Consider the following 20,555-nt stretch of genomic DNA (forward strand, 5'->3'; position numbering starts at 1 on the left):
CGGCGCGTCACGATACAACATCGTGGCGCGCCGGGGCTGCCGGCGCTTTCAGCGTTACTTCGCTGCCTCCAGGATCAGGTTGGCGATGTCATCCGGATGCGAGATCATCGACACATGGCTGGACTCCAGTTCGATAGTCCGGGCGCCCATGCGCTTCGCGACAAAGCGCTCCAGCTCCGGCGAGGTGGTGCGGTCCTGCAGCGAAATGGCGTAGTAGCTTGGCTTGGATTTCCACGCCGCCTGCGTGGTGCGGCCCGCAAACAGCGTCTGCGCAATGCGGCCCTGGCCCGCGTACAGCACGCGGGCCTGCGCCGGGTCCAGGTCGCCCGCGAAGTCGCGCACGAAGGCCTGTTCGCTCAGTTGCGCGTAGCCGTCGGGCGACTTCACCAGCCCGGCGCTGGCCGGCGGCGCCGGGAACCTGGCGGCCAGCGCTGCGTAATCTTCGCCCACGTCCGGCGCACGCGCGGCCACGTAGACCAGCGCTTTCACCTTGGGGTCGTGGCCCGTCTCGCTGATCACCGTTCCCGCCCACGAGTGGCCCACCAGGATGGTCGGGCCGTCCTGCAGCGCCAGCACGCGGCGCGTGGCATCGGCGTCGTCCGCCAGCGATGTCAGGGGGTTCTGCACCGAGGTGACGTGCATGCCGGCTTTCTGCAGGCGCGCGATGACTTCGTTCCAGCCGGAGCCGTCGGCATATGCGCCGTGCACCAGCACGACGTTGCGCACTGAAGGCGCGGCCGGCGCGGCTGGACCGGCGACGGCAAAGCCGCCGGCCAGCATGGCCGCAGCGGCAGCTGCAAAGATTGAGCGTTTCATGATGCTGTCCTTCTCTCTGGTTGAAAAAGACAGTATAAAAAACAGCCCATGACCCGAACATGACGCGCGCATTACAAGCACATTACCGCGTTACCGCACCCGGGCTATCTTCTCCAGGTAGGCGTTGAGCGAGGCCTGCGACAGTTCGCCCACGTGCAGGCTGGCCAGCTTGCCGTCCGCGCCGTAGAACAGCGTGGTGGGGAACGCGGAGGCGCCCACCGCGTGGGCGATCTTCGCGTCGGCGTCGTGCACCGCGTTGGCGACGGCGAAGCCGCGTTGGGCGAGGAACTGCTGCCCGGCCGCCGCTTCGGCGTCCTCGTTGACGAACACGAAGGCCACGTCGCTGCGCTGCTGCTGCGTCCTGGCCAGCACCGGCATCTCGCGCCGGCACGGCGGGCACCAGCTGGCCCAGAAGTTCACCACCATCGGCTTGCCACCGGCGTACGGCCGGATCGCGGGCGGCGCGGCGGCGCCTTGCGGGCTGCGCAGCGCGATGGCCGAGCCGGACATGTCCCACGCGAACACCGCCGCGATCAGCCCGGCGCCCAGCGGCGCCTGCAGCTGCGGCTTGCCCCAGCAGCGCCACACCGCCACCGCGAGCGCGCCGGCAATGGCGGCCGGCCAGTTGCCGCCGCCGTCGCGAAAGTCCAACGCCGCCCACCACGGTGCGCCGCGAAAATCGTCGAATCGCTGCACCACGAAGGCGATGCGGCCCGCCACCAGCGCGGCCAGCGCCATGTCCAGCAGGGTGCCGGTGACGTTGACCTTGTTCTTGCGCCCCACCAGATAGCCCACGCCGGCAGCGATGCCGAAGGCCATGGCCAGCAGCAGATGGCTGGCCTGCAGCGCCAGCGGCCCCACATTCACAGAAAACACGTGCGCTCCTTGTTCCGTTCACGGGCGCACGATAGCACGCGCGCGGCGACTCCGCCGGAAAGGTCATTAATGTAATACTTCGAGGGTATCGAAAAGCTACCAAATCGGTCTTGGACGGCGCTGCAAGGTATATCTATTCTCCGAATGTCCCATTCAAAACTACTAACCGGGGCTTTCAGGAGACCACAATCATGCAGCAAATCGACGTTCACAAACTTTCGGACGGGGCGCGTTTCAACCGCTTCCATGCCGGCGTGCTGTTCTGGTGCGCCATCATCATTATCTGCGACGGCTACGACCTTGCCGTCGCCGGCATCGCCCTGCCATCCATCATGAAGGAAATGGGCGTGACCGCCCAGAATGCCGGCTTCATGGTCAGCTCCGCGCTGTTCGGCATGATGTTCGGCGCCATCTTCCTCGGCACCGTGGCCGACAAGATCGGCCGCCGCCTGGCCATCGCCATCTGCATCGGCCTGTTCAGCGTGTTCACCGCGCTGGCCGGCATGGCGACCGATCCCTACACCTTCAGCGCCATGCGCTTCCTGGCCGGCCTGGGCATAGGCGGCGTAATGCCCAACGTGGTGGCGCAGATGACGGAGTTCTCGCCCAAGAAAATCCGCTCCACCATGGTCACGCTCATGTTCAGCGGCTACGCGGTCGGCGGCATGCTGGCCGCGCTGCTGGGCAAGGGACTGATCGAAGCCTACGGCTGGTCGTCCGTGTTCCTGGCGGCCGGCGTGCCGGTCCTGCTGATTCCCTTCATCCTGAAGTCCATGCCCGAATCCATGCCCTTCCTGATCAAGGCGCAGCGCGTGGAGGAACTGAAGGCCATCCTGGTGCGCATGGAGCCGTCCTACCGCGCAGGCAGCGGCGACCGCTTCACCATCCCCGCCGCCGACAGCGCAGCGGGCGCGCCGATCCGCAAGCTGTTCCAGGACGGGCGCGGCTTCAGCACCATGATGTTCTGGATTACCTTCTTCATGTGCCTGTTCATGGTGTACGCGCTCAGCTCCTGGCTCACCAAGCTGATGGCCAGCGCCGGCTACAGCCTGGGCTCCGCGCTGACCTTCGTGCTGGTGCTGAACTTCGGCGCGGTGATCGGCGCCGTGGGCGGCGGCTGGCTGGCGGACCGCTTCAACATCAAGCACGTATTGATCGGCATGTATGCGCTGGCCGGCATCTCCATCACGCTGCTGGGCTACAAGGTACCCACCGAAGTGCTGTTCCTGCTGGTGGGCCTGGCCGGCGCGTCCACCATCGGCACGCAGATCGTCACCTACGCCTACGCAGGCCAGTTCTACCCGATGGCGATTCGCGCCACCGGCATAGGCTGGGCCTCCGGCGTGGGCCGCAGCGGCGCCATCCTGGCGCCCATCGTGATCGGCACGCTGGTCGGCATGCAGCTGCCGCTGGAGCAGAACTTCATGGCCATGGCCATCCCCGCCGCCATCGCCGTCGTCGCCGTATCGCTGATCCGCCAGAAGCCTTCGGCGTCGGCGGCGCGCGGCGCCGCGCGGCCTGACCCGACGCAGCCCGAAGCGGCGTAGTCCGTTGGCTCGCGCACGTTCATACAACACCCCAACTGGAGACACCACAATGAGAAAAGCAGCACTTTGCGCCGCACTGGCCACTTTCGCGGCCATGGCTCCCGCCATGCCTGCCATGGCGCAAAGCCAGGTCACTATCTACGGCATCCTCGATAGCGGCCTGGTTTATACCACCAACGCCAACGCGGCAGGCGACTCCCTGGTCAAGGTGCCCGGCCTGACCGGCAGCGTGCCCTCGCGGATCGGCTTTCGTGGCGTGGAAGACCTGGGCGGCGGCCTGCAAGCGGTGTTCGCGCTGGAGACGGGCGTGAGCCTCGACACCGGGACCACCGGCCAGGGCAACCGCCTGTTCGGCCGCCACGCCAACGTGGGCCTGAAGGGTTCATGGGGCACGCTGACCTTGGGCCGGCAAGTCAACATGACCTTCCTGGCGCAGGCCAAGTCGGACGTGCTGGGTCCGAATCTGTTCAGCATGTCCAGCATCGACCTGTACATTCCCAATGCCCGCAGCGACAACGCGGTCGGCTATCTGGGGTCGTTCAACGGCCTGACGGTGGGCGCCACCTACAGCCTGGGACGGGACGCCTCCTCGGCCGGCGGACCGGGCGGCACCAACTGCGCAGGCGAAGTGGCGGGGAATTCCAAGGCCTGCCGCCAGGTCACGGGGCTGGTCGGCTACGACAGCGGCGCATGGGGCGTCAACGCCTCGTACGACAAGATGTACGGCAACACCGGCGCGGCGGCGGGCCTGACCACCAGCGGCAGCAGCGACAAACGCGTTACCGTGAATGCCTACGCCATGCTGGGCGCGGCCAAGATCGGCGTGGGCGTGATGGACCGCAAGAAGGTGGCCGCCACGCGCGCCAACGACCTGGAATCGGACCTGTACTACATCGGCGCCAGCTATCCACTGTCGCCGCTGATGCAGCTCGATGCCCAGGTGGCGCGCCACGACGTGAAAAACAGCGGCAACGACTCCACGCTGTCGGTGCTGCGCCTGACCTACTACCTGTCCAAGCGCACCGCCGTGTACACCTCGTTGGGGCACATGAAAAACGCCGGCGCCGCCGCCATCGCGCTCGACGCCGGCGGCACGGTGGGCGCAGGCCTGAACCAGTCCGGCATCTCGGCCGGCGTGCGCCACACGTTCTAGAGCTCTTCCTTCACGTGCGGGATGCCGCGCGCCTCGTAGACGTCGTAAATAATCTGCAGCATGTTGCGGATTTCCTCGGTCCTGTCCATCAGCCGTATGCTGAACAGGATCGGGGACACCGCGTGCTTATCGTCGATCTCGACATACTGCACGTCGGTGCGCTTCATGCCCTGCAGGCTGTCCGGCACGATGGAGATGCCCTGCCCCGCCGCTACCATACCGATGGCGATCTGCAGCTCGCGCACCTCCATCACGTGCTCCGGGTGCAGCGCCCTGTCGCTGAAGATGGCCAGCACCTGGTCGGCAAAGCTGGGGCGCGGATTGCGCGGATAGACGATCAAATTCTCGCCCACCAGTTCGCGCAGCTTGAGCGGCCGGCCCGGCTCCGCCAGGCGATGTCCCGCCGGCACCGCCACGATCAGTCTTTCCTCGCGCAGCAGGATGCGCCGCACCGACGCGTCCTCCGACTTCACGCGGCCGAAGCCCACGTCAATGCGGCCTTCCTTCAGTGCGCGCATCTGCTCCATCGTCGTCAGTTCATGGAAGGTGATATCGACGCTCTCGTACTGGGTGCGGAATCGGCGCACAATCTCCGGCAGCAGGCCATACAGCGTGGACGCCACAAAACCGATGGACAGCGTGCGCTCTATTTTGCCCACGCGCTGCGTCATCGTCTTCAGGTCGGCCATCTTGTCGAGCAACACCTGGGCGTGCGCCTGGAAAAACACACCGGCCTCGGTCAGGCGCAGCGGCCGCGAGCCCTTCTCGAACAGCGCCACGCCCAACTCCTCTTCCAGCTGCTGGATCTGGCGGCTGAGCGGCGGCTGCGCTATGAACAGGCGATGCGCGGCACGGGTGAAGTTTTTCTCCTCTGCAACAGCAAGGAAATAGCGCAGGTGCCGAATCTCCATCTTTATACCTTATAAGTATTGACGCGATACCAAATCAGTGTTGGACGACGCTTTTTCAAGGGTTTATCGTGATGTTATCCCTTCGAATTATACCGACTATACGGATAAGATATGATCAAAAGCATAGAAACCATCCTCGCAGACGTCCCCACCATCCGTCCGCACAAGCTCTCCGTGACCACCATGAGCACGCAGACCCTGGTGCTGGTGCGCGTGCGCTGCGAAGACGGCGTGGAGGGCTGGGGCGAGGCCACCACCATCGGCGGCCTGAATTACGGCGAAGAGAGCCCCGAGAGCATCAAGACCAATATCGACACCCACATCGCGCCCCTGCTGGTGGGAATGGAGGCGAGCCAGGTGGCCAAGGCCATGGCCAGGCTGCGCAAGGCGATCCAGGGCAACCGCTTCGCCAAGTGCGCCATCGAAACGGCGCTGCTGGACGCCCAGGCGCGCCGCCTCGGCATCCCCCTGAGCGAGCTGCTGGGCGGCCGCGTGCGCGACCAACTGCCGGTGGCCTGGACCCTGGCCAGCGGCGACACCGCCAAGGACATCGCCGAGGCGGAAAAGATGCTGGAACTGCGCCGCCACCGCATCTTCAAGCTGAAGATCGGCGCCCGCGCCGTAGCCGACGACGTGAGCCACGTGCTGGCCATCAAGCGCGCCCTGGGCGACGCGGTCAGCATCCGCGTGGACGTGAACCAGGCCTGGAACGAGCTGCAGGCGATTGAAGCCATCAGCGCGCTGGAAGCGGGCGGCGTGGACCTGATCGAACAGCCGGTGCCGGCCCACCACAAGGCCGCCATGGCGCGCCTGGCGCAGCGCTTCTCGGTGCCGCTGATGGCCGACGAAGCCCTGCAAGGCCCGCTCAGCGCCTACGACTACGCCACCAGCGCGGCGGCGGACGTGTTCGCGGTGAAGATCACCCAGTCCGGCGGCCTGGTGCAAGCCGGCCAGGTGGCCACCGTGGCACAGCTGGCCGGCGTGGCGCTGTACGGCGGCACCATGCTGGAAGGCGGCGTGGGCACGGCCGCGTCGGCCCACCTGTTCGCCACCTTCGCCGACCTGTCCTTCGGCACCGAACTGTTCGGCCCCCTGCTGCTCACCGAAGAAGTGCTGCAGGAGCCGCTGGTGTACAAGGACTTCATGCTGCAAGTGCCCGCCGGCCATGGCTTGGGCGTTGCCATCGACACCGACAAACTCGGCCGCCTGCGCCGCCATTGACCGCCACCAAGGAGAATTCCAATGCTGTTCCACGTACGCATGGATGTGAACATCCCGTCCACCCTGTCCGAAGCCGAAGCCGCCGCCATCAAGGCGCGCGAAAAGGCCTACTCGCAAGAGCTGCAGGCCAGCGGCCAGTGGCGCCACCTGTGGCGCATCGCCGGCCAGTATTCGAACATCAGCATTTTCGACACCGCCAGCATCGACGAGCTGCACACCCTGCTCTCCACGCTGCCACTGTTCCCCTTCATGAAGATCGAGGTGATGCCGCTGTGCCGCCATCCATCTTCCATCCGCAGCAACGACCTGTAATCAAACCCACTAGACGGAGACTGACATGACGCACAACGACATCGACAAACTGGTAAAGAGCTGGATCATCGACACCGCCACCGGCCCGGTCAACCCGCGCGTGCAAGCCGTGGTGGCGCGCCTGGTGGGCGACCTGTGCAAGGCGATCGAAGACCTGGACATCCAGCCGAGCGAATTCTGGAAAGGCCTGGAGTTCCTCACCAACGCCGGCAAGGCCAACGAACTGGGCCTGCTGGCGCCGGGCCTGGGCCTGGAGCGCTTCCTCGACATCCGCGCCGACGAAGCCGAAGCCAAAGCCGGCCTGCAAGGCGGCACGCCGCGCACCATCGAAGGCCCGCTGTACGTGGCCGGCGCGCCGGAAAGCACCGGCTTCGCACGCCTGGACGACGGCAGTGAAAGCGACCAAGCCGAAGTGCTGTTCATGCAGGGCACCGTGTACGACGAAGCAGGCAAGCCGCTGCCGGGCGCCAAGGTCGAAGTGTGGCATGCCAACCTGATGGGTAACTACTCCTTCTTCGACTCGACGCAATCTCACTTCAACCTGCGCCGCACCATCATCACCGACGCCGAAGGCCGCTACCAGTTCCGCAGCATTGTGCCGAAGGGCTACGGCTGTCCTCCGGGCGGCAGCACCCAGACCCTGCTGGACCTGCTGGGCCGCCACGGCCGCCGCCCCGCGCACATCCACTTCTTCGTCAGCGCCGCCGGCCACCGCAAGCTGACCACGCAGATCAACATCGACGGCGACGAATACCTGTGGGACGACTTTGCCTTCGCCAGCCGCGAAGGCCTGGTGCCGGCCGTGGCCAAGGTGACCGACGCTGCCGCCATCGCCCGGAAAGACCTGAACCAGCCCTATGCCAGCATCGACTTCGACTTCCGCCTGTACGGCGAACGCCCGGCCGCGCCGGAAGCCGAAGTGGCGCGCGTGCGCGCCGCGGCCTGAACGCAGCCTGAACGGAGAACGCCATGATCCCTATCATTCCCGTCAAGTCCGAGGCCAGGCGCCTGGACGACTACCTGGTGGAAGACCACGCGAAGGGCGACTTCCGCCTGCACCGCAGCGCCTTCACCGACGAGGCCCTGTTCGAGCTGGAGATGAAGCACATCTTCGAAGGCAACTGGATCTACCTGGCGCATGAAAGCCAGGTGGCCAACGTGAACGACTACTACACCACCCACATCGGCCGTCAGCCCGTGTTCATCGCGCGCAACCGCCAGGGCGAGCTGAATGCCTTCATCAACGCCTGCAGCCATCGCGGCGCGCAGCTGTGCCGCCACAAGCGCGGCAACAAGGCCACCTACACCTGCCCCTTCCACGGCTGGACCTTCAACAACAGCGGCAAGCTGCTCAAAGTGAAAGACCCGGAAGACGCGGGCTACCCCGAGTGCTTCAACAAGGAAGGCTCGCATGACCTGAAAAAGCTGGCGCGCTTCGAAAACTACAAGGGCTTCCTGTTCGGCAGCCTGAACGGGAACGTGGCGCCGCTGTCGGAGTTCCTGGGCGAAGCGGCCAAGATCATCGACATGATCGTGAACCAGTCGCCGGATGGCCTGGAAGTGCTGCGCGGCTCGTCCACCTACACTTTCGAAGGCAACTGGAAGCTGCAGGCCGAGAACGGCGCGGACGGCTACCACGTCTCGGCGGTGCACTGGAACTATGCCGCCACCACCAGCCGCCGCAAGGAAGCCGAGGCCGACGCCGTCAACAAGCGCGAAGACAAGATCAAGGCCATGGACGCCGGTAAATGGGGCAAGCAAGGCGGCGGCTTCTACGCCTTCAAGCAGGGCCACATCCTGCTGTGGACCAAGTGGGCCAATCCGCAGGACCGTCCCAACTACCCGCGCCACGCAGAGTACGCGGACAAATTCGGCACCGCCACCGCCAACTGGATGGTGGAACGCTCGCGCAACCTGTGCCTGTACCCCAACGTCTACCTGATGGACCAGTTCGGGTCGCAGATCCGCCTGCTGCGCCCCATCTCGGTGAACAAGACCGAAGTGACAATCTACTGCATCGCCCCGAAAGGCGAGCCGGCCGACGCACGCGCGCGCCGCATCCGCCAGTACGAGGACTTCTTCAACGTCAGCGGCATGGCCACGCCGGACGACCTGGAGGAATTCCGTGCCTGCCAGCAAGGCTACGCCGGCAAGGCCATGGAATGGAACGACATGTGCCGCGGCTCCACGCACTGGATCGAAGGCGCGGACGACGCCGCCCGCGAGATCGGCCTGCAGCCGGTGATGAGCGGCGTGAAGACCGAGGATGAAGGCCTGTACACGGTGCAGCACCGCTACTGGCTGGACGTAATGAAGCAGGCGCTGCGCGCCGAAGAGGAGCAGAAATGAGCAGCATTAACGACATTGCAGCGTTCCTGTACCGCGAAAGCCGCCTGCTCGACGACGAGCAGTGGGACGAATGGCTGGAGTGCTACCACGAGGACGCCCAGTTCTGGATGCCCGCCTGGGACGACGACGACACCTTGATCTCGGACCCCGAGCGCGAAATCTCGCTGATCTACTACCCCACCCGCCAGGGCCTGGAAGACCGCGTGTTCCGCATCAAGACCGAACGCTCCAGCGCCACCATGCCGGACACGCGTACCAGCCACAACATCACCAACGTGGAACTGGAGAAGCAGGAAGGCGCGGTCTGCACGGTGCGTTTCAACTGGCACACGCTGAGCCACCGTTACAAGACGGACTACAGCTACTTCGGCATGTCGCGCTACGTGATCGACTTTTCCGGCGCCGCCCCGAAGATCCTGAACAAGTACGTCGTGCTGAAGAACGACTACATCAATCAGGTCATCGACGTGTATCACATTTGACCCACCATATTTACAGTCTGGAGCACGGCCATGAGCCATACCATCGCACTGCAGTTCGAAGACGGAGTGACCCGCTTCATCAGCTGCAACCCCAATGAAAAGCTGGCCGACGCCGCCTACCGCCAGAAGGTCAACATTCCGCTGGACTGCCGTGACGGCGCGTGCGGCACCTGCCGTGGCCTGTGCGAATCGGGCAGCTACGACATGCCCGAATCCAGCTATATCGAGGACGCGCTCACGCCGGAAGAAGCGGCCGAAGGCTATGTGCTGAACTGCCAGATGCGCCCGACCTCCGACTGCGTGATCAAGATCCCCGCCACTTCGGCCTCCTGCAAGACGGCCGCTGCCAGCCATCCGGGCAGCATCGCCTCGGTGGAAAAGCTGTCCGAGTCCACCTTGCGCTTTGCGGTGGAGCTGGCGCAGCCGGAGGCGCTGGACTTCCTGCCCGGCCAGTACGTGAACGTGGAGATCCCCGGCACCGCGCTGACGCGCTCCTATTCCTTCAGCTCCGTGCCCGGTTCGCAGCTGGCCTCCTTCGTGGTGCGCAACGTGCCGGGCGGCCGCATGAGCAGCTACCTGTCCGAGGCGGCGCAGCCGGGCCAGCAGATCGCCTTCTCCGGCCCGTTCGGCAGCTTCTACCTGCGCCCCGTGCAGCGGCCGGTGCTGATGCTGGCCGGCGGCACCGGCATCGCGCCCTTCCTGTCCATGCTGGAGGTGCTGGCGGCGCACGGCTTCCCGCAGCCGGTGCGGCTCGTGTTCGCCGTCACCCGCGACTGCGACCTGGTGGCGCTGGAGCAGCTCGACCGCATCGCGGCCGCGCATCCGCAGTTCAGCTACGTTACCTGCGTGGCGGAGCAGGAAAGCACGCATCCGCGCAAGGGCTACGCCACGCACCACGTGGAGCCGTCCTGGCTGAACGGCGGCGACGCCGACGTCTACCTGTGCGGACCGGTGCCCATGGTGGACGCGGTGCGCACCTGGCTGGGCGACGTGGGCGTGACCCCGGCCAATTTCTACTTCGAGAAATTCTCGGCCAGCAGCGGAGTGTAATCATGAGCTTACGATTCAAGGATAAAGTAGTCATCGTCACCGGCGCCGCACAAGGCATAGGACGCGGCGTGGCGCTGGCGGCGGCGCGCGAAGGCGCATCGCTGGTGCTGGCGGACCGTTCGCCGCTGGTGCTGGAAGTGCTGGCCGAGGTGCAGTCCGGGCGCGATTTCCCGGCGATGCTGGCCATCGCGTGCGAGGTGGACCTGGAGACGCACGCCGGCGCGCGCGAACTGGCCTGCGCAGCCGTCGCCTCGTTCGGCCGCATCGATGTGCTGATCAACAACGTGGGCGGCACCATCTGGGCCAAGCCCTACCAGGAATACGAGGCCGAGCAGATCGAGGCCGAGATCCGCCGCTCGCTGTTCCCCACCCTGTGGTGCTGCCACGCGGTGCTGCCCGCCATGATAGAGCAGCAGCGCGGCGTGATCGTCAACGTGTCGTCGATCGCCACGCGCGGCATCTACCGCATTCCGTATTCGGCGGCCAAGGGCGGCGTGAACGCCATGACGGCCAGCCTGGCGCTGGAGCATGCGCAGGACGGCATCCGCGTCAACGCTGTCGCCACCGGCGGCACGGAAGCGCCGCCGCGCAAGGTGCCGCGCAATCCCAAGCCACTCAGCGAGCAGGAACAGCTGTGGTACCAGGGCATCGTGGACCAGACCATCGCCAGCAGCCTGATGCACCGCTACGGCACCATCGACGAGCAGGTGCGCGCCATTCTGTTCCTCGCCTCCGACGAAGCCAGCTACATCACCGGCACCGTGCTGCCGGTCGGCGGCGGCGACCAGGGCTGAGCGGACCATGACCCAGCCAGACATCAAGCCGACCCAGCCCGGCGCCGCAGCGGCAGCAACGAGCCGCGCGACGGTGGCGACGGCAGAGGCGACGGCGGCGGTCCCGGGGACGTCCGGCGGCGCGGGCGCAGCGGCGCGCGCAGGCGGCGGCTGGCTGCGCGACTGCTCCCTGTCGGCCGTGCTGGCCGGCTTCCTGGCGGTCGTGATCTCGTATTCCGGTCCGCTGGTGATCTTCTTCCAGGCCGCCAGCGCCGCGCATGCCCCGCAGGCCATGATGTCGTCCTGGATCTGGGCCATTTCGCTGGGCGCGGGCCTGTCCGGCCTGTGGCTCAGCTGGCGCCTGAAGACGCCCATCATCACCGCCTGGTCCGCCCCCGGCACCGCGCTGCTGGTAACGCTGTTCCCCGCCATGTCCGTCAATGAAGCGGTGGGCGCCTATATCACGGCGGCCGTCGCCATCCTGGCGATCGGCCTGTCCGGCTCCTTCGACAAGCTGCTGCGCCACATCCCGAAAGGCCTGGCGGCGGGCATGATGGCCGGCATTTTGTTCCAGTTCGGCGTCAACACCTTCAAGTCCGTGGCCACGATGCCGCTGCTGGCCATGGGCATGGTGGCGAGCTACATCCTGTGCAAGAAGTTCCTGCCGCGCTACGCCGTCATTATCGTGATGCTGACCGGCGCGCTGATCGCCTGGAGCACGGGCAAGGCGGACCTGGGAGGCGTGCGGCTGGTTGCCGCCGTGCCGCAGTGGATAGCGCCTGAATGGAGCTGGCGCTCCACCTTCAGTTTCGCGCTGCCGCTGGTGCTCGTCAGCCTGAGCGGACAATTCCTGCCCGGCATGGCCATCCTCAAGCTGTCCGGCTACCAGGCCAGCGCCAAGCCCATCATGGGCGTCACCAGCCTGGCCTCGCTGGCGGTGGCCTGCTTCGGCGGCATCACCATCGTCATCGCCTCCATTACAGCCGCGCTGTGCACCGGCAAGGACGCGCACGAAGACCCGTCGCGCCGCTACGTGGCCGGCATGGCCAACGGCGCGTTCTACATCATCGGCGGCACGCTCGCGGCCACCATCGTGGCGCTGTTCGCCAGTCTGCCAAAGGAACTGGTGGCCGTACTGGCCGGCCTGGCGCTGCTGGGCGCCATTACCACCAACCTGATGGGCGCCCTCGAGGAGGAGCAGCACCGCGAAGCGTCCGTCATCACCTTCCTGGCCACCGCCTCGGGCATGAGTTTCCTCGGCCTGGGCTCGGCCTTCTGGGGCGTCCTGATAGGCCTGTTCGCCTACTTCGTCCTGAAACGCAAACCGGCCGCCACCACACACTGAGTATGACCATGCCTATCGCAATCATCAACGACACTTGCCTTCACTACCGCACCGATGGCGACCGCAGCCGGCCCGCGCTGGTGTTTTCCAACTCGCTCGGCACCGACCTGAGCATGTGGCAGGCGCAGGCCGACGCGCTGGCCGGCCATTTCTTCCTGGTGCGCTACGACACGCGCGGCCACGGCCTGTCGGCCAGCCCCCCCGGCCCCTACACCATCTCCCAGCTGGGCCAGGACGTGGAGGCGCTGCTGGACCACCTGGATATCGGGACGGCGCACTTCTGCGGCCTGTCCATGGGCGGCGTCACCGGCCAGTGGCTGGGCGTGCATGCGGCGCGGCGCATCAACAAGCTGGTGCTCGCCAACACGGCCGCGCGCGTCGGCACGGCGGACGGCTGGCAGGCCCGCGCCGCCGCCGTGCGCGCGCAAGGGCTGGGGCAGATCGCCGACAGCGCCGCCTCGCGCTGGTTCACGCCCGAATTCGTGCAGCGCCAGCCCGGCGTCGCCGAGGCCATGGCCGCCGCCCTGCGCAGCCAGAACTACGCGGGCTACGCCGCCTGCTGCGATGCGCTGGCCAGCGCCGACCTGCGCGGCGGCATCCACGCCATCACCGCGCCCACGCTCATCATCGCCGGCACGGCCGACCCCGTGACCACGGTGGCGGACGCCGAAGCCATGCGCGCGGCCATCCCGGGCGCGCGCATGGTGCAGCTGCCCGCCTCGCACATTTCCAACGTCGAGGCGCCGGCCGAGTTCACCGGGGCGCTGCTGGCATTCCTGGCCTGAGCCGCGCGGTCCTGCCGGGCGGAATCGTGTTCCGCCCGGCGCCTCCTCCCCGCTACACTGTTCCGCATCTAACCGTGTGCGAGGAGACCTTGATGAATCCACAGAGCTATCACAGCTGCATCGATGCGTGCCACGCCTGCGCCACCGCCTGCGACAACTGCGCGGCGGCCTGCCTGGCGGAGCGGGACGTCAAAGCCATGGCCAAGTGCATTGCGCTGGACCTCGACTGTGCCCAGACCTGCCGGCTGGCTTCCGCACTGATGGGCCGGGGCAGCCGCTTCTCTCCCGCCGCATGCAAACTGTGCGGGGAAATCTGCGAAGCCTGCGCCGAGGAGTGCGGCACCCATGAGCTGGACCATTGCCAGGCGTGCGCCGACGCATGCCGGCGCTGCGCGCAAGCCTGCCTGGCCATGGCCGCCTGATCGGCGCCGGGCGCGCGTGCTAAAATGCGGCTGACCATCCAGCCCTGACCATGCCGCACACCTACATCGCCCAAGCCGAATCGCTGATACGCGACACCGGGGCGCGCCTGACCCAGCCGCGCACCCGGGTACTAGCCTTCCTGCTCAAACAGAAGAAGGCGATGACGCACCACGAAATCCACGACCACCTGCCCGGCGCGCCGCTGGACGCGGTAACGCTGTATCGCGTGCTGGAATGGCTGACCGAAAACGGCCTGGCGCACCGCATCGCCGGCGCCGACCAGGTGTGGCGCTTTTCCGCCGGCGCCGGCCAGCAAAGCCACGAACACGCGCATTTCCAATGCAATAGCTGCGACGCCGTCACCTGCTTCAACGACGTGCCGCTGCCAAGCCGCGTGAACATGCCCGAAGGTTTCGTCAGCGAGGAAGTCGACTTCCTCATCAAAGGCATCTGCCCGCGCTGCAGCAAGAAGTAACCCCCCCCCTTTTTTTGCACGCAAATGCAATTGAGTTGCGTTTACGGCCGGTCCGAACTATTATTGCAACCTTCTTGCATTAATGGACCCTGCCCATGCCAGCCCACGACACCCGTTTGCCCGTCACAGTCCTGTCCGGATTTCTCGGTGCAGGCAAGACCACCCTGCTGAACCACATACTCGCCAACCGCGAAGGCCTGCGCGTTGCCGTCATCGTCAACGACATGAGCGAAGTCAATATCGACGCCGCGCTGCTCGCCTCCGGGACCGCCAGCGCGGGCGCCTCGCTGTCGCGCACCGACGAGCGCATGGTCGAGATGAGCAACGGCTGCATCTGCTGCACCCTGCGCGAAGACCTGCTGCTGGAAGTGCGCAAGCTGGCCGCCGAGGGCCGCTTCGACTACCTGCTGATCGAGTCCACCGGCATCGGCGAGCCGATGCCGGTGGCCGCCACCTTCGACTTCCGCACCGAAGACGGCGAATCGCTGAACGACATTGCCCGCATCGACACCATGGTGACGGTGGTGGACGCGCGCAGCTTCCTGCCGGACTACCGCAGCACCGACTTCCTGTCCAGCCGCGGCGAAACCGCGGGCGAAGGCGACGAGCGCACCCTGCCCTCGCTGCTGGCCGAACAGGTGGAGTTCGCCGACGTCATCGTCATCAACAAGACCGACCTGGCGACGCCGGCGGAGCTGGCCGAGGTGCAGGCGGCACTGACCGCACTGAACCCGGCAGCCGAACTGGTATGCGCCGAGCGCGGACGCCTGCCGCTCAAGCGCGTCCTCGGCACCGGCAAGTTCGACCTGGAACGCGCCAGCGGCATGGCCGGCTGGGCGCGCGCGCTGGCTGGGGACCACACACCCGAGACCGAAGAATTCGGCATCTCCAGCTTCGTGCTGCGCGCGCGCCGGCCGCTGCATCCCGAGCGCTTCGACGCCTACCTGGGGCGCGATTTTCCCGGCCTGCTGCGCGCCAAGGGCTATGTGTGGTTCGCCACCCGGCCCGACTGGGCGGTGGCCTATTCGCTGGCCGGCCGCATCGCGAGCGTGGAGCCGGTGGGCCAGTGGTGGGCCGCAGGCGACAGGAAGCGCTGGCCGCCGCAAGGCGACCCGCAGCGCGCCGAAATCGAAGCGGCCTGGCAGGAGCCGTTCGGCGACCGCATCAACGAGGTGGTGTTCATCGGCCAGGCGGTCGACCGCGCAGCCATCGAGCGCGCCTTCCACGCGTCGCTGCTGACGGACGCCGAACTGGCGGCCGGCATGGCGCACTGGCGCGGCCTGGCGGACCCGTTCCCGGAATGGGAGCGCGAGGAAGCATGAGGGGAAACATGAGAGGAAACATGAAGCGCGTGAAGAAAACCGCCGTTGCCGCCGCGCTGGCGGCATGCCTGGCGCCGCCCGCAGGCTTTGCCGCCGAGGCGGGCGCAGGCGCCGACAGCGCCGACAGCGCCGACAGCGTCATCATCAGCGCGCAGCGTCAGAACTACCGCAGCCTGAGCGCGGCCGGCGCCACCAAGACCGACGCGCTGCTGCAGGATCTGCCTCAAAGCGTGCGCGTGCTGACGGCCGACCTGCTGCGCGACGCGGGCGCCGCCTCGCTCTCGTCCGCGCTGGAACTGGCCAGCGGCATTGCGCCGCAGAGCAACCTGGGCGGCCTGTGGGACAGCTACGCCATGCGCGGCTTTACCGGCGACCCGAACTTCGGCTCCGACTACATGGTGAACGGTTTCAGCTCCAGCCGGGGCTACAACGGCATGCGCGACATCACCGGCGCGCAGTCGGTGGAAATCCTGAAGGGGCCTGCATCCGCCCTGTACGGGCGCGGCGATCCGGGCGGCACCGTCAACATCCTCACGCGCAAGCCGCGCTTCGCGCCGCAGTACAGCGTGGAGACGTCCGCCGGCAGCCACCGCACCTGGCGCACCGCCGCCGACCTGGCCGGCCCGCTCGGCGAGACCGTGGCCTACCGCCTGAACGCGGCGCACCAGGAAGGCGGCAGCTTCCGCGACACGCTGCACAGCGAGCGCCGCTTCCTGTCGCCATCGCTGCTGTGGCTGATCGGCCCGGCCACCACGCTGTCCTACGAGGTGGAAGCGGCCCGCCAGCGCACGCCGTTCGACCGGGGCGTGCTGGCCGTGAACGGCAAGCTGGGCGCGGTGCCGGTATCGCGCTTCCTCGGCGAGCCGGGCGACGGCGCCATGACGGTCAAATCGCTGGGGCACCAGCTGTTCGTGCAGCATGAGCTGTCCCCGGGGTGGTCGCTGCAAACCGGCCTGTCCTACCGCGACAGTTCGCTGGCCGGCTATTCCAGCGAGGCGAACGACCTGCTGGACGATGGCCGCTCCTTGCGCCGCCAGCGCCGTTACCGCGACTTCTCCGCCACCGACCGCTCGGCGCGCGCCGAGCTGCTGGGGCGCGCCGCCACCGGCGCCGTGGTCCACAACCTGCTGTTCGGCGTGGACGGCTACCGCTTCGACGACGAGCGCCTGCAGCTGCGGCGCAATCCCGGCACGTCCAATCCCTACGCCATCGACATCTACGCGCCGGTGTACGGCGCCGTGGCCGACCCGCTTACCCCGTCCATCGACACCGTGGAGCACCAGCGCGCGCACGCGCTCTACCTGCAGGACCAGCTTGCGCTGGGGGCGCAATGGAAGGCGCTGCTGGGCGTGCGCCGCGACAGCTACCGCCAGCAGGTCATCAACCGCCGCAAGGCGGCCAGCAACGAGCAGGCGCTGAGCGCCACCAGCCCGCGCGTGGGCCTGGTGTACCAGCCGCTGGCGGCTGTGTCGCTGTACGCCAGCGCGGCCAGGGGGTTCCGGCCCAACAGCGGCATCAGCCTGGAGAACCGGGCCTTCCCGGCCGAGTCCAGCCGTTCCTACGAGATCGGCGCCAAGGCGGACACCCGGGACGGCCGCCTGAACGCCACCCTGGCGCTGTACCGCATCGCCAAGAAAAACGTGCTGGCCACCAATCCGCTCAACACCGACTTCGCCATCCCGGCCGGCGAAGTGGGCAGCAAGGGCGTGGAGCTGGACGTGTCCGGCGAACTGGCGCAGGGCCTGCGCCTGTCCGGCGCCTATGCCTACACCGACGCCAGCGTGACCAGGGGCGACAACGCCATCCGCACCGGCAGCAGCCTGCCCAACGTGCCGCGCCACAGCGCCAACGTACTGCTGGCGCAGACCTTCCGTCCCGGCGGCAATGGCAATGGCGGCGGCAGCGGCGGCAGCCTGACGCTGGGTGCGGGCCTGAACTATGCCGGCGCGCGCCTGGGCGACGTGGCCGTATCGAGCAGTTTCCGCCTGCCCGCCTACACCACGGCGCGCCTGCTGGCGGCATACTCGCCCACGCCACGGCTGCGCCTCTCTCTCAACGTGGACAACCTGTTCGACCGCGCCTACTATGCCAGCGCCTACAGCCAGCTATGGGTGACGCCCGGTGCGCAACGCACCGTGACCGCGACACTGTCGTACCGTTTATAAAGCAGGACCGACATGACCCCAGCCTTTCCCGGTGCCCGTGTGGCCTCGATCGATATCCTGCGCGGCATCGTCATGCTCCTGATGACGGTGGACCACGTCCGCGAAACCTTTTACCTGCAGCATCAGGTAGGCGACCCGATGGACGTCGCCACCACCCCGCCCGCCCTGTTCTTCACCCGGCTGGCGGCACACTTCTGCGCGCCGCTGTTCGTGTTCCTCACCGGCCTGGCGGCCTGGCTGTACGCGCATCCGCCCGGCGGTCCGCGCAGCGCCACCGCCTTCCTGCTCAAGCGCGGCGCGCTGCTGCTGTTGCTGGAGCTGGTGGTGGTCAATTTCGCCTGGTCCGGCAAGTGGCCCGGGCCGGTGCTGTACCTGCAGGTGATCTGGGCCATCGGCCTGTCCATGATGGCGCTGGCCTTGCTGCACCGGCTGCCGCTGCGCTGGCTGGCCGCCCTCGGCGCGCTGATCGTGGCGGGCCACAACGCCCTGCCTGGCACTGCGCAGCTGGCGGCGGCGTTCGGCAACAGCTTCGAACCGGGCGGCGCCGGCGCCATGCTGTGGACGGTGATCGAGCAGCGCGGCTACCTGCTGAACGAGGGACCGGTCCGGGTGCGCGTCAGCTACCCGCTGCTGGCCTGGATAGGCGTGATCCTGCTCGGCTATGCGGCCGGGCCGCTGTACGGCCGCGCGATGGCGCCGCAACGCCGCGTGCGCCTGCTGCTGGGTGCCGGCGGCGCCGCGCTGGCCGCGCTGCTGGTGCTGCGCGGCTTCAACATCTACGGCGAAGCCCGGCCGTGGGCGCAGGGCGAGCCAACGGCGGACCTGCTGCATGGCGCCATGTCCTTCCTGAACTTCACCAAGTACCCGCCATCGCTGGACTTCCTGCTGCTCACGCTGGGCGCGGGCCTGCTGGTGCTGGCGCTGGTGGAGCAGCCCGTGGGACGCGCAGCCTGGAGCCGCGCCTGTGCCGTGTACGGCCGCGCACCGCTGTTCTACTACCTGCTGCACCTCTATGCGCTGCTGGCCCTGCAGCGCGCGGCGGCGGCACTGCACCAGCAGGGCCGCTACGAATTCAGCGCGGTATGGCAAATATGGCTGGCCAGCGCCCTGCTGGGCGCGCTGCTCTACCTGCCTGCGCGCTGGTTCGGGCGTCTCAAGCGCACCAGCGGCGTTGCCTGGCTCAAGTACTTCTGACGCTCAGGGCGGCGGCAGCGGCAAGGGTTCGCGCAGCTTGACGATGTGGCGCACATTGTCGGCGTCGATCACTTCCATGCTGGCCAGCCGCCCCAGCTCGACGTCGACGAAAATGGTCTGCGGCCGGCGGATCACGTGGCCCAGCCCTTCCACCGCGATCGACAGCACGTCGCTTTTCGGGTCGTAGCTGATGCCCAGCAGCGGCACCCACTCGACCTCGACCTGGCTGCCGATGGCCATCGCCTCCACATCGATCTCGGCGCTCATGCCCTCCAGCTGCCGGGCCACGCCGTCGAAGTAGGCCTGCCAGCCGTTCTTTTCGATTCGTGACATAGTCATGATGTTTCCTCCCACAAGTTTAGCTCACCGGCACGGTCCGGCGCTCGCCGCTGCGGCGGTCCGGTTCGCTGCCGCGCCGGCCGAATTTGCCGCATGCGGATGGCCATGGCCAAGTCCAGCACGCCGGTCACCAGGGCGTTGGCGCCCATCACGATCACCAGCGCCACCAGGCCGCGCAGCGCCAGTATCCACCAGGAACGCATCAGCATAGGCATCGTTTCCATCACATTTTCCTCCTGTTTGCCGTAGCTGGATAGACCGGACTGCGCACGAAAAATTCGGGACGGGGCGAAAAAAAAGCACCCGGCCTTGCGGCGGGTGCTTTTCGGCATGCTTGCTGCAGCGGAGCGGCGCTTAGCCCTCTGCGTTTTCTTTCTTGTAGTTGGCCACGCCGTTCAGGATTTCCTGCTTGGCTTCTTCCGGGCCGAACCAGCCTTGTACCTTGACCCACTTGCCTGGCTCCAGGTCCTTGTAGTGCTCGAAGAAGTGCTGGATCTGCTGCAGGCGCAGGTCTTGCAGGTCTTCCGGCTTCTGCCAGTGCTTGTAGATCGGCAGCACCTTGTCCACCGGCACGGCCAGCACCTTGGCGTCTTCACCGGCTTCGTCGGTCATCTTCAGCACGCCGATGGCGCGGCAACGCACCACCACGCCCGGGATCAGCGGGAACGGGGTGATCACCAGCACGTCGCATGGGTCGCCGTCGTCGGACAGGGTGTTCGGCACGTAGCCGTAGTTGCACGGATAGTGCATGGCGGTGCCCATGAAGCGGTCGACGAAGATCGCGCCCGATTCCTTGTCCACTTCGTACTTGATCGGATCGGCGTTCATCGGGATTTCGATAATCACGTTGAAGTCGTTCGGCACGTCGCGGCCGGATGGTACTTTATTCAGGCTCATATTTTCCTCGGTTTGCTATGCGGGGGATTGCTTGGGGATAGTCTAACCGCGTCATTATAGCGAAGTGGACAGCACTTGTGCGCCGCAGCAGGAAAGCCGGGCAGAAAAAAGCCCGTCGCG

The 20,555-nt window shown here is 66.8% G+C and carries 22 protein-coding genes; 16 read left to right on the plus strand and 6 right to left on the minus strand.

All coding sequences use genetic code 11. The features are described from left to right. Nucleotides 1–54: 54 nt before the first annotated feature. Nucleotides 55–816 carry an alpha/beta fold hydrolase gene (locus tag ACFJI2_RS16975; RefSeq protein WP_377701067.1) on the minus strand — a complete coding sequence of 254 codons (762 nt, stop codon included), beginning with the start codon at nucleotides 814–816 and terminating at the stop codon, nucleotides 55–57. Between the two features lie 90 nt (nucleotides 817–906). Further along, a complete protein-coding gene (locus ACFJI2_RS16980) occupies nucleotides 907–1,692 on the minus strand; it encodes a TlpA family protein disulfide reductase (RefSeq protein WP_377701068.1) in 786 nt (261 codons plus the stop codon). A 191-nt stretch (nucleotides 1,693–1,883) separates the two neighbouring features. On the opposite strand from ACFJI2_RS16980, the gene ACFJI2_RS16985 reads away from it, so the two are divergent. Together ACFJI2_RS16985 and ACFJI2_RS16990 are read left to right on the plus strand one after the other, a co-directional pair. Continuing rightward, on the plus strand, nucleotides 1,884–3,239 hold the full coding sequence (locus ACFJI2_RS16985; RefSeq protein WP_377701069.1) for an MFS transporter: 1,356 nt from the start codon (nucleotides 1,884–1,886) through the stop codon (nucleotides 3,237–3,239). A gap of 49 nt (nucleotides 3,240–3,288) precedes the next feature. Then, nucleotides 3,289–4,392, plus strand: coding sequence for a porin (locus ACFJI2_RS16990; RefSeq protein ID WP_377701070.1), 1,104 nt, complete (start codon nucleotides 3,289–3,291; stop codon nucleotides 4,390–4,392). Here ACFJI2_RS16990 and ACFJI2_RS16995 read toward each other — a convergent pair. Next, nucleotides 4,389–5,303, minus strand: coding sequence for a LysR family transcriptional regulator (locus ACFJI2_RS16995; RefSeq protein ID WP_377701071.1), 915 nt, complete (start codon nucleotides 5,301–5,303; stop codon nucleotides 4,389–4,391). The two genes, ACFJI2_RS16990 and ACFJI2_RS16995, sit on opposite strands and share 4 nt — an antisense overlap. 111 nt (nucleotides 5,304–5,414) lie before the next feature. On the opposite strand from ACFJI2_RS16995, the gene ACFJI2_RS17000 reads away from it, so the two are divergent. The 14 genes from ACFJI2_RS17000 to ACFJI2_RS17065 all read left to right on the plus strand — a co-directional run bounded on the left by ACFJI2_RS17000 (nucleotide 5,415) and on the right by ACFJI2_RS17065 (nucleotide 19,199). After that, nucleotides 5,415–6,524, plus strand: a complete 1,110-nt coding sequence (locus ACFJI2_RS17000) for a muconate/chloromuconate family cycloisomerase (protein WP_377701072.1) — start codon at nucleotides 5,415–5,417, stop codon at nucleotides 6,522–6,524. Nucleotides 6,525–6,545: 21 nt separating this feature from the next. After that, nucleotides 6,546–6,836: a muconolactone Delta-isomerase gene (gene catC / locus ACFJI2_RS17005; RefSeq protein ID WP_107870700.1), complete on the plus strand. Its 291-nt coding sequence runs from the start codon at nucleotides 6,546–6,548 to the stop codon at nucleotides 6,834–6,836. Nucleotides 6,837–6,861: 25 nt separating this feature from the next. Continuing rightward, the gene (gene catA / locus ACFJI2_RS17010) at nucleotides 6,862–7,782 is read left to right on the plus strand and encodes a catechol 1,2-dioxygenase (protein WP_377701074.1); all 921 of its coding nucleotides are present in this window, start codon (nucleotides 6,862–6,864) and stop codon (nucleotides 7,780–7,782) included. A 23-nt stretch (nucleotides 7,783–7,805) separates the two neighbouring features. Continuing rightward, the gene (gene benA, locus ACFJI2_RS17015; protein WP_377701075.1) at nucleotides 7,806–9,185 is read left to right on the plus strand and encodes a benzoate 1,2-dioxygenase large subunit; all 1,380 of its coding nucleotides are present in this window, start codon (nucleotides 7,806–7,808) and stop codon (nucleotides 9,183–9,185) included. Continuing rightward, on the plus strand, nucleotides 9,182–9,667 hold the full coding sequence (gene benB / locus ACFJI2_RS17020; RefSeq protein WP_377701076.1) for a benzoate 1,2-dioxygenase small subunit: 486 nt from the start codon (nucleotides 9,182–9,184) through the stop codon (nucleotides 9,665–9,667). Before benA ends, benB begins: the two co-directional genes overlap by 4 nt. Nucleotides 9,668–9,697: 30 nt before the next feature. Beyond that, the gene (gene benC / locus ACFJI2_RS17025; RefSeq protein WP_377701077.1) at nucleotides 9,698–10,717 is read left to right on the plus strand and encodes a benzoate 1,2-dioxygenase electron transfer component BenC; all 1,020 of its coding nucleotides are present in this window, start codon (nucleotides 9,698–9,700) and stop codon (nucleotides 10,715–10,717) included. 2 nt (nucleotides 10,718–10,719) lie between these two features. After that, nucleotides 10,720–11,511 carry a 1,6-dihydroxycyclohexa-2,4-diene-1-carboxylate dehydrogenase gene (locus tag ACFJI2_RS17030; protein WP_377701079.1) on the plus strand — a complete coding sequence of 264 codons (792 nt, stop codon included), beginning with the start codon at nucleotides 10,720–10,722 and terminating at the stop codon, nucleotides 11,509–11,511. A gap of 7 nt (nucleotides 11,512–11,518) precedes the next feature. Continuing rightward, nucleotides 11,519–12,835 carry a benzoate/H(+) symporter BenE family transporter gene (locus tag ACFJI2_RS17035; protein ID WP_377701080.1) on the plus strand — a complete coding sequence of 439 codons (1,317 nt, stop codon included), beginning with the start codon at nucleotides 11,519–11,521 and terminating at the stop codon, nucleotides 12,833–12,835. A gap of 8 nt (nucleotides 12,836–12,843) precedes the next feature. Beyond that, nucleotides 12,844–13,620: a 3-oxoadipate enol-lactonase gene (pcaD, locus tag ACFJI2_RS17040; protein ID WP_377701081.1), complete on the plus strand. Its 777-nt coding sequence runs from the start codon at nucleotides 12,844–12,846 to the stop codon at nucleotides 13,618–13,620. 92 nt (nucleotides 13,621–13,712) lie between these two features. Continuing rightward, nucleotides 13,713–14,042 carry a four-helix bundle copper-binding protein gene (locus ACFJI2_RS17045; protein WP_377701082.1) on the plus strand — a complete coding sequence of 110 codons (330 nt, stop codon included), beginning with the start codon at nucleotides 13,713–13,715 and terminating at the stop codon, nucleotides 14,040–14,042. A 50-nt stretch (nucleotides 14,043–14,092) separates the two neighbouring features. Beyond that, nucleotides 14,093–14,518, plus strand: a complete 426-nt coding sequence (locus ACFJI2_RS17050) for a Fur family transcriptional regulator (RefSeq protein ID WP_377701083.1) — start codon at nucleotides 14,093–14,095, stop codon at nucleotides 14,516–14,518. A gap of 95 nt (nucleotides 14,519–14,613) precedes the next feature. Further along, nucleotides 14,614–15,840: a GTP-binding protein gene (locus tag ACFJI2_RS17055; protein WP_377701084.1), complete on the plus strand. Its 1,227-nt coding sequence runs from the start codon at nucleotides 14,614–14,616 to the stop codon at nucleotides 15,838–15,840. Nucleotides 15,841–15,860: 20 nt separating this feature from the next. Next, the gene (locus tag ACFJI2_RS17060) at nucleotides 15,861–18,005 is read left to right on the plus strand and encodes a TonB-dependent siderophore receptor (RefSeq protein WP_377701086.1); all 2,145 of its coding nucleotides are present in this window, start codon (nucleotides 15,861–15,863) and stop codon (nucleotides 18,003–18,005) included. A 12-nt stretch (nucleotides 18,006–18,017) separates the two neighbouring features. Continuing rightward, on the plus strand, nucleotides 18,018–19,199 hold the full coding sequence (locus ACFJI2_RS17065; protein ID WP_377701087.1) for a DUF1624 domain-containing protein: 1,182 nt from the start codon (nucleotides 18,018–18,020) through the stop codon (nucleotides 19,197–19,199). A 3-nt stretch (nucleotides 19,200–19,202) separates the two neighbouring features. Here the strand turns inward: ACFJI2_RS17065 and ACFJI2_RS17070 are convergent, their stop codons facing one another. From ACFJI2_RS17070 to ppa, 3 genes are read right to left on the minus strand one after another with little or no spacing between them, the layout of a single operon-like run. Beyond that, on the minus strand, nucleotides 19,203–19,538 hold the full coding sequence (locus ACFJI2_RS17070; protein WP_377701088.1) for a DUF5335 family protein: 336 nt from the start codon (nucleotides 19,536–19,538) through the stop codon (nucleotides 19,203–19,205). After that, nucleotides 19,535–19,870, minus strand: coding sequence for a hypothetical protein (locus ACFJI2_RS17075; protein WP_377701089.1), 336 nt, complete (start codon nucleotides 19,868–19,870; stop codon nucleotides 19,535–19,537). The genes ACFJI2_RS17070 and ACFJI2_RS17075 overlap by 4 nt, the downstream gene beginning before the upstream one ends. A gap of 22 nt (nucleotides 19,871–19,892) precedes the next feature. Beyond that, entirely contained in the window at nucleotides 19,893–20,435 is a 543-nt protein-coding gene (gene ppa, locus ACFJI2_RS17080) for an inorganic diphosphatase (RefSeq protein ID WP_107870729.1), read from the minus strand. Nucleotides 20,436–20,555: the final 120 nt, after the last annotated feature.

It is taken from the genome of Pseudoduganella sp. UC29_71, from assembly GCF_042693265.1.
Taxonomy (GTDB): domain Bacteria; phylum Pseudomonadota; class Gammaproteobacteria; order Burkholderiales; family Burkholderiaceae_D; genus Rugamonas.

Excerpts from the sequence above, each read along its gene's own strand:
- ACFJI2_RS16975 (WP_377701067.1), bottom strand. The coding sequence starts at position 816 with ATGAAACGCTCAATCTTTGCAGCTGCCGCTGCGGCCATGCTGGCCGGC.
- ACFJI2_RS16985 (WP_377701069.1), top strand. The coding sequence starts at position 1,884 with ATGCAGCAAATCGACGTTCACAAACTTTCGGACGGGGCGCGTTTCAAC.
- ACFJI2_RS16990 (WP_377701070.1), top strand. The coding sequence starts at position 3,289 with ATGAGAAAAGCAGCACTTTGCGCCGCACTGGCCACTTTCGCGGCCATG.
- ACFJI2_RS16995 (WP_377701071.1), bottom strand. The coding sequence starts at position 5,303 with ATGGAGATTCGGCACCTGCGCTATTTCCTTGCTGTTGCAGAGGAGAAA.
- ACFJI2_RS17000 (WP_377701072.1), top strand. The coding sequence starts at position 5,415 with ATGATCAAAAGCATAGAAACCATCCTCGCAGACGTCCCCACCATCCGT.
- catC (WP_107870700.1), top strand. The coding sequence starts at position 6,546 with ATGCTGTTCCACGTACGCATGGATGTGAACATCCCGTCCACCCTGTCC.
- catA (WP_377701074.1), top strand. The coding sequence starts at position 6,862 with ATGACGCACAACGACATCGACAAACTGGTAAAGAGCTGGATCATCGAC.
- benA (WP_377701075.1), top strand. The coding sequence starts at position 7,806 with ATGATCCCTATCATTCCCGTCAAGTCCGAGGCCAGGCGCCTGGACGAC.
- benB (WP_377701076.1), top strand. The coding sequence starts at position 9,182 with ATGAGCAGCATTAACGACATTGCAGCGTTCCTGTACCGCGAAAGCCGC.
- benC (WP_377701077.1), top strand. The coding sequence starts at position 9,698 with ATGAGCCATACCATCGCACTGCAGTTCGAAGACGGAGTGACCCGCTTC.
- ACFJI2_RS17030 (WP_377701079.1), top strand. The coding sequence starts at position 10,720 with ATGAGCTTACGATTCAAGGATAAAGTAGTCATCGTCACCGGCGCCGCA.
- ACFJI2_RS17035 (WP_377701080.1), top strand. The coding sequence starts at position 11,519 with ATGACCCAGCCAGACATCAAGCCGACCCAGCCCGGCGCCGCAGCGGCA.
- pcaD (WP_377701081.1), top strand. The coding sequence starts at position 12,844 with ATGCCTATCGCAATCATCAACGACACTTGCCTTCACTACCGCACCGAT.
- ACFJI2_RS17045 (WP_377701082.1), top strand. The coding sequence starts at position 13,713 with ATGAATCCACAGAGCTATCACAGCTGCATCGATGCGTGCCACGCCTGC.
- ACFJI2_RS17050 (WP_377701083.1), top strand. The coding sequence starts at position 14,093 with ATGCCGCACACCTACATCGCCCAAGCCGAATCGCTGATACGCGACACC.
- ACFJI2_RS17055 (WP_377701084.1), top strand. The coding sequence starts at position 14,614 with ATGCCAGCCCACGACACCCGTTTGCCCGTCACAGTCCTGTCCGGATTT.
- ACFJI2_RS17060 (WP_377701086.1), top strand. The coding sequence starts at position 15,861 with ATGAAGCGCGTGAAGAAAACCGCCGTTGCCGCCGCGCTGGCGGCATGC.
- ACFJI2_RS17065 (WP_377701087.1), top strand. The coding sequence starts at position 18,018 with ATGACCCCAGCCTTTCCCGGTGCCCGTGTGGCCTCGATCGATATCCTG.
- ACFJI2_RS17070 (WP_377701088.1), bottom strand. The coding sequence starts at position 19,538 with ATGACTATGTCACGAATCGAAAAGAACGGCTGGCAGGCCTACTTCGAC.
- ACFJI2_RS17075 (WP_377701089.1), bottom strand. The coding sequence starts at position 19,870 with ATGCCGAAAAGCACCCGCCGCAAGGCCGGGTGCTTTTTTTTCGCCCCG.
- ppa (WP_107870729.1), bottom strand. The coding sequence starts at position 20,435 with ATGAGCCTGAATAAAGTACCATCCGGCCGCGACGTGCCGAACGACTTC.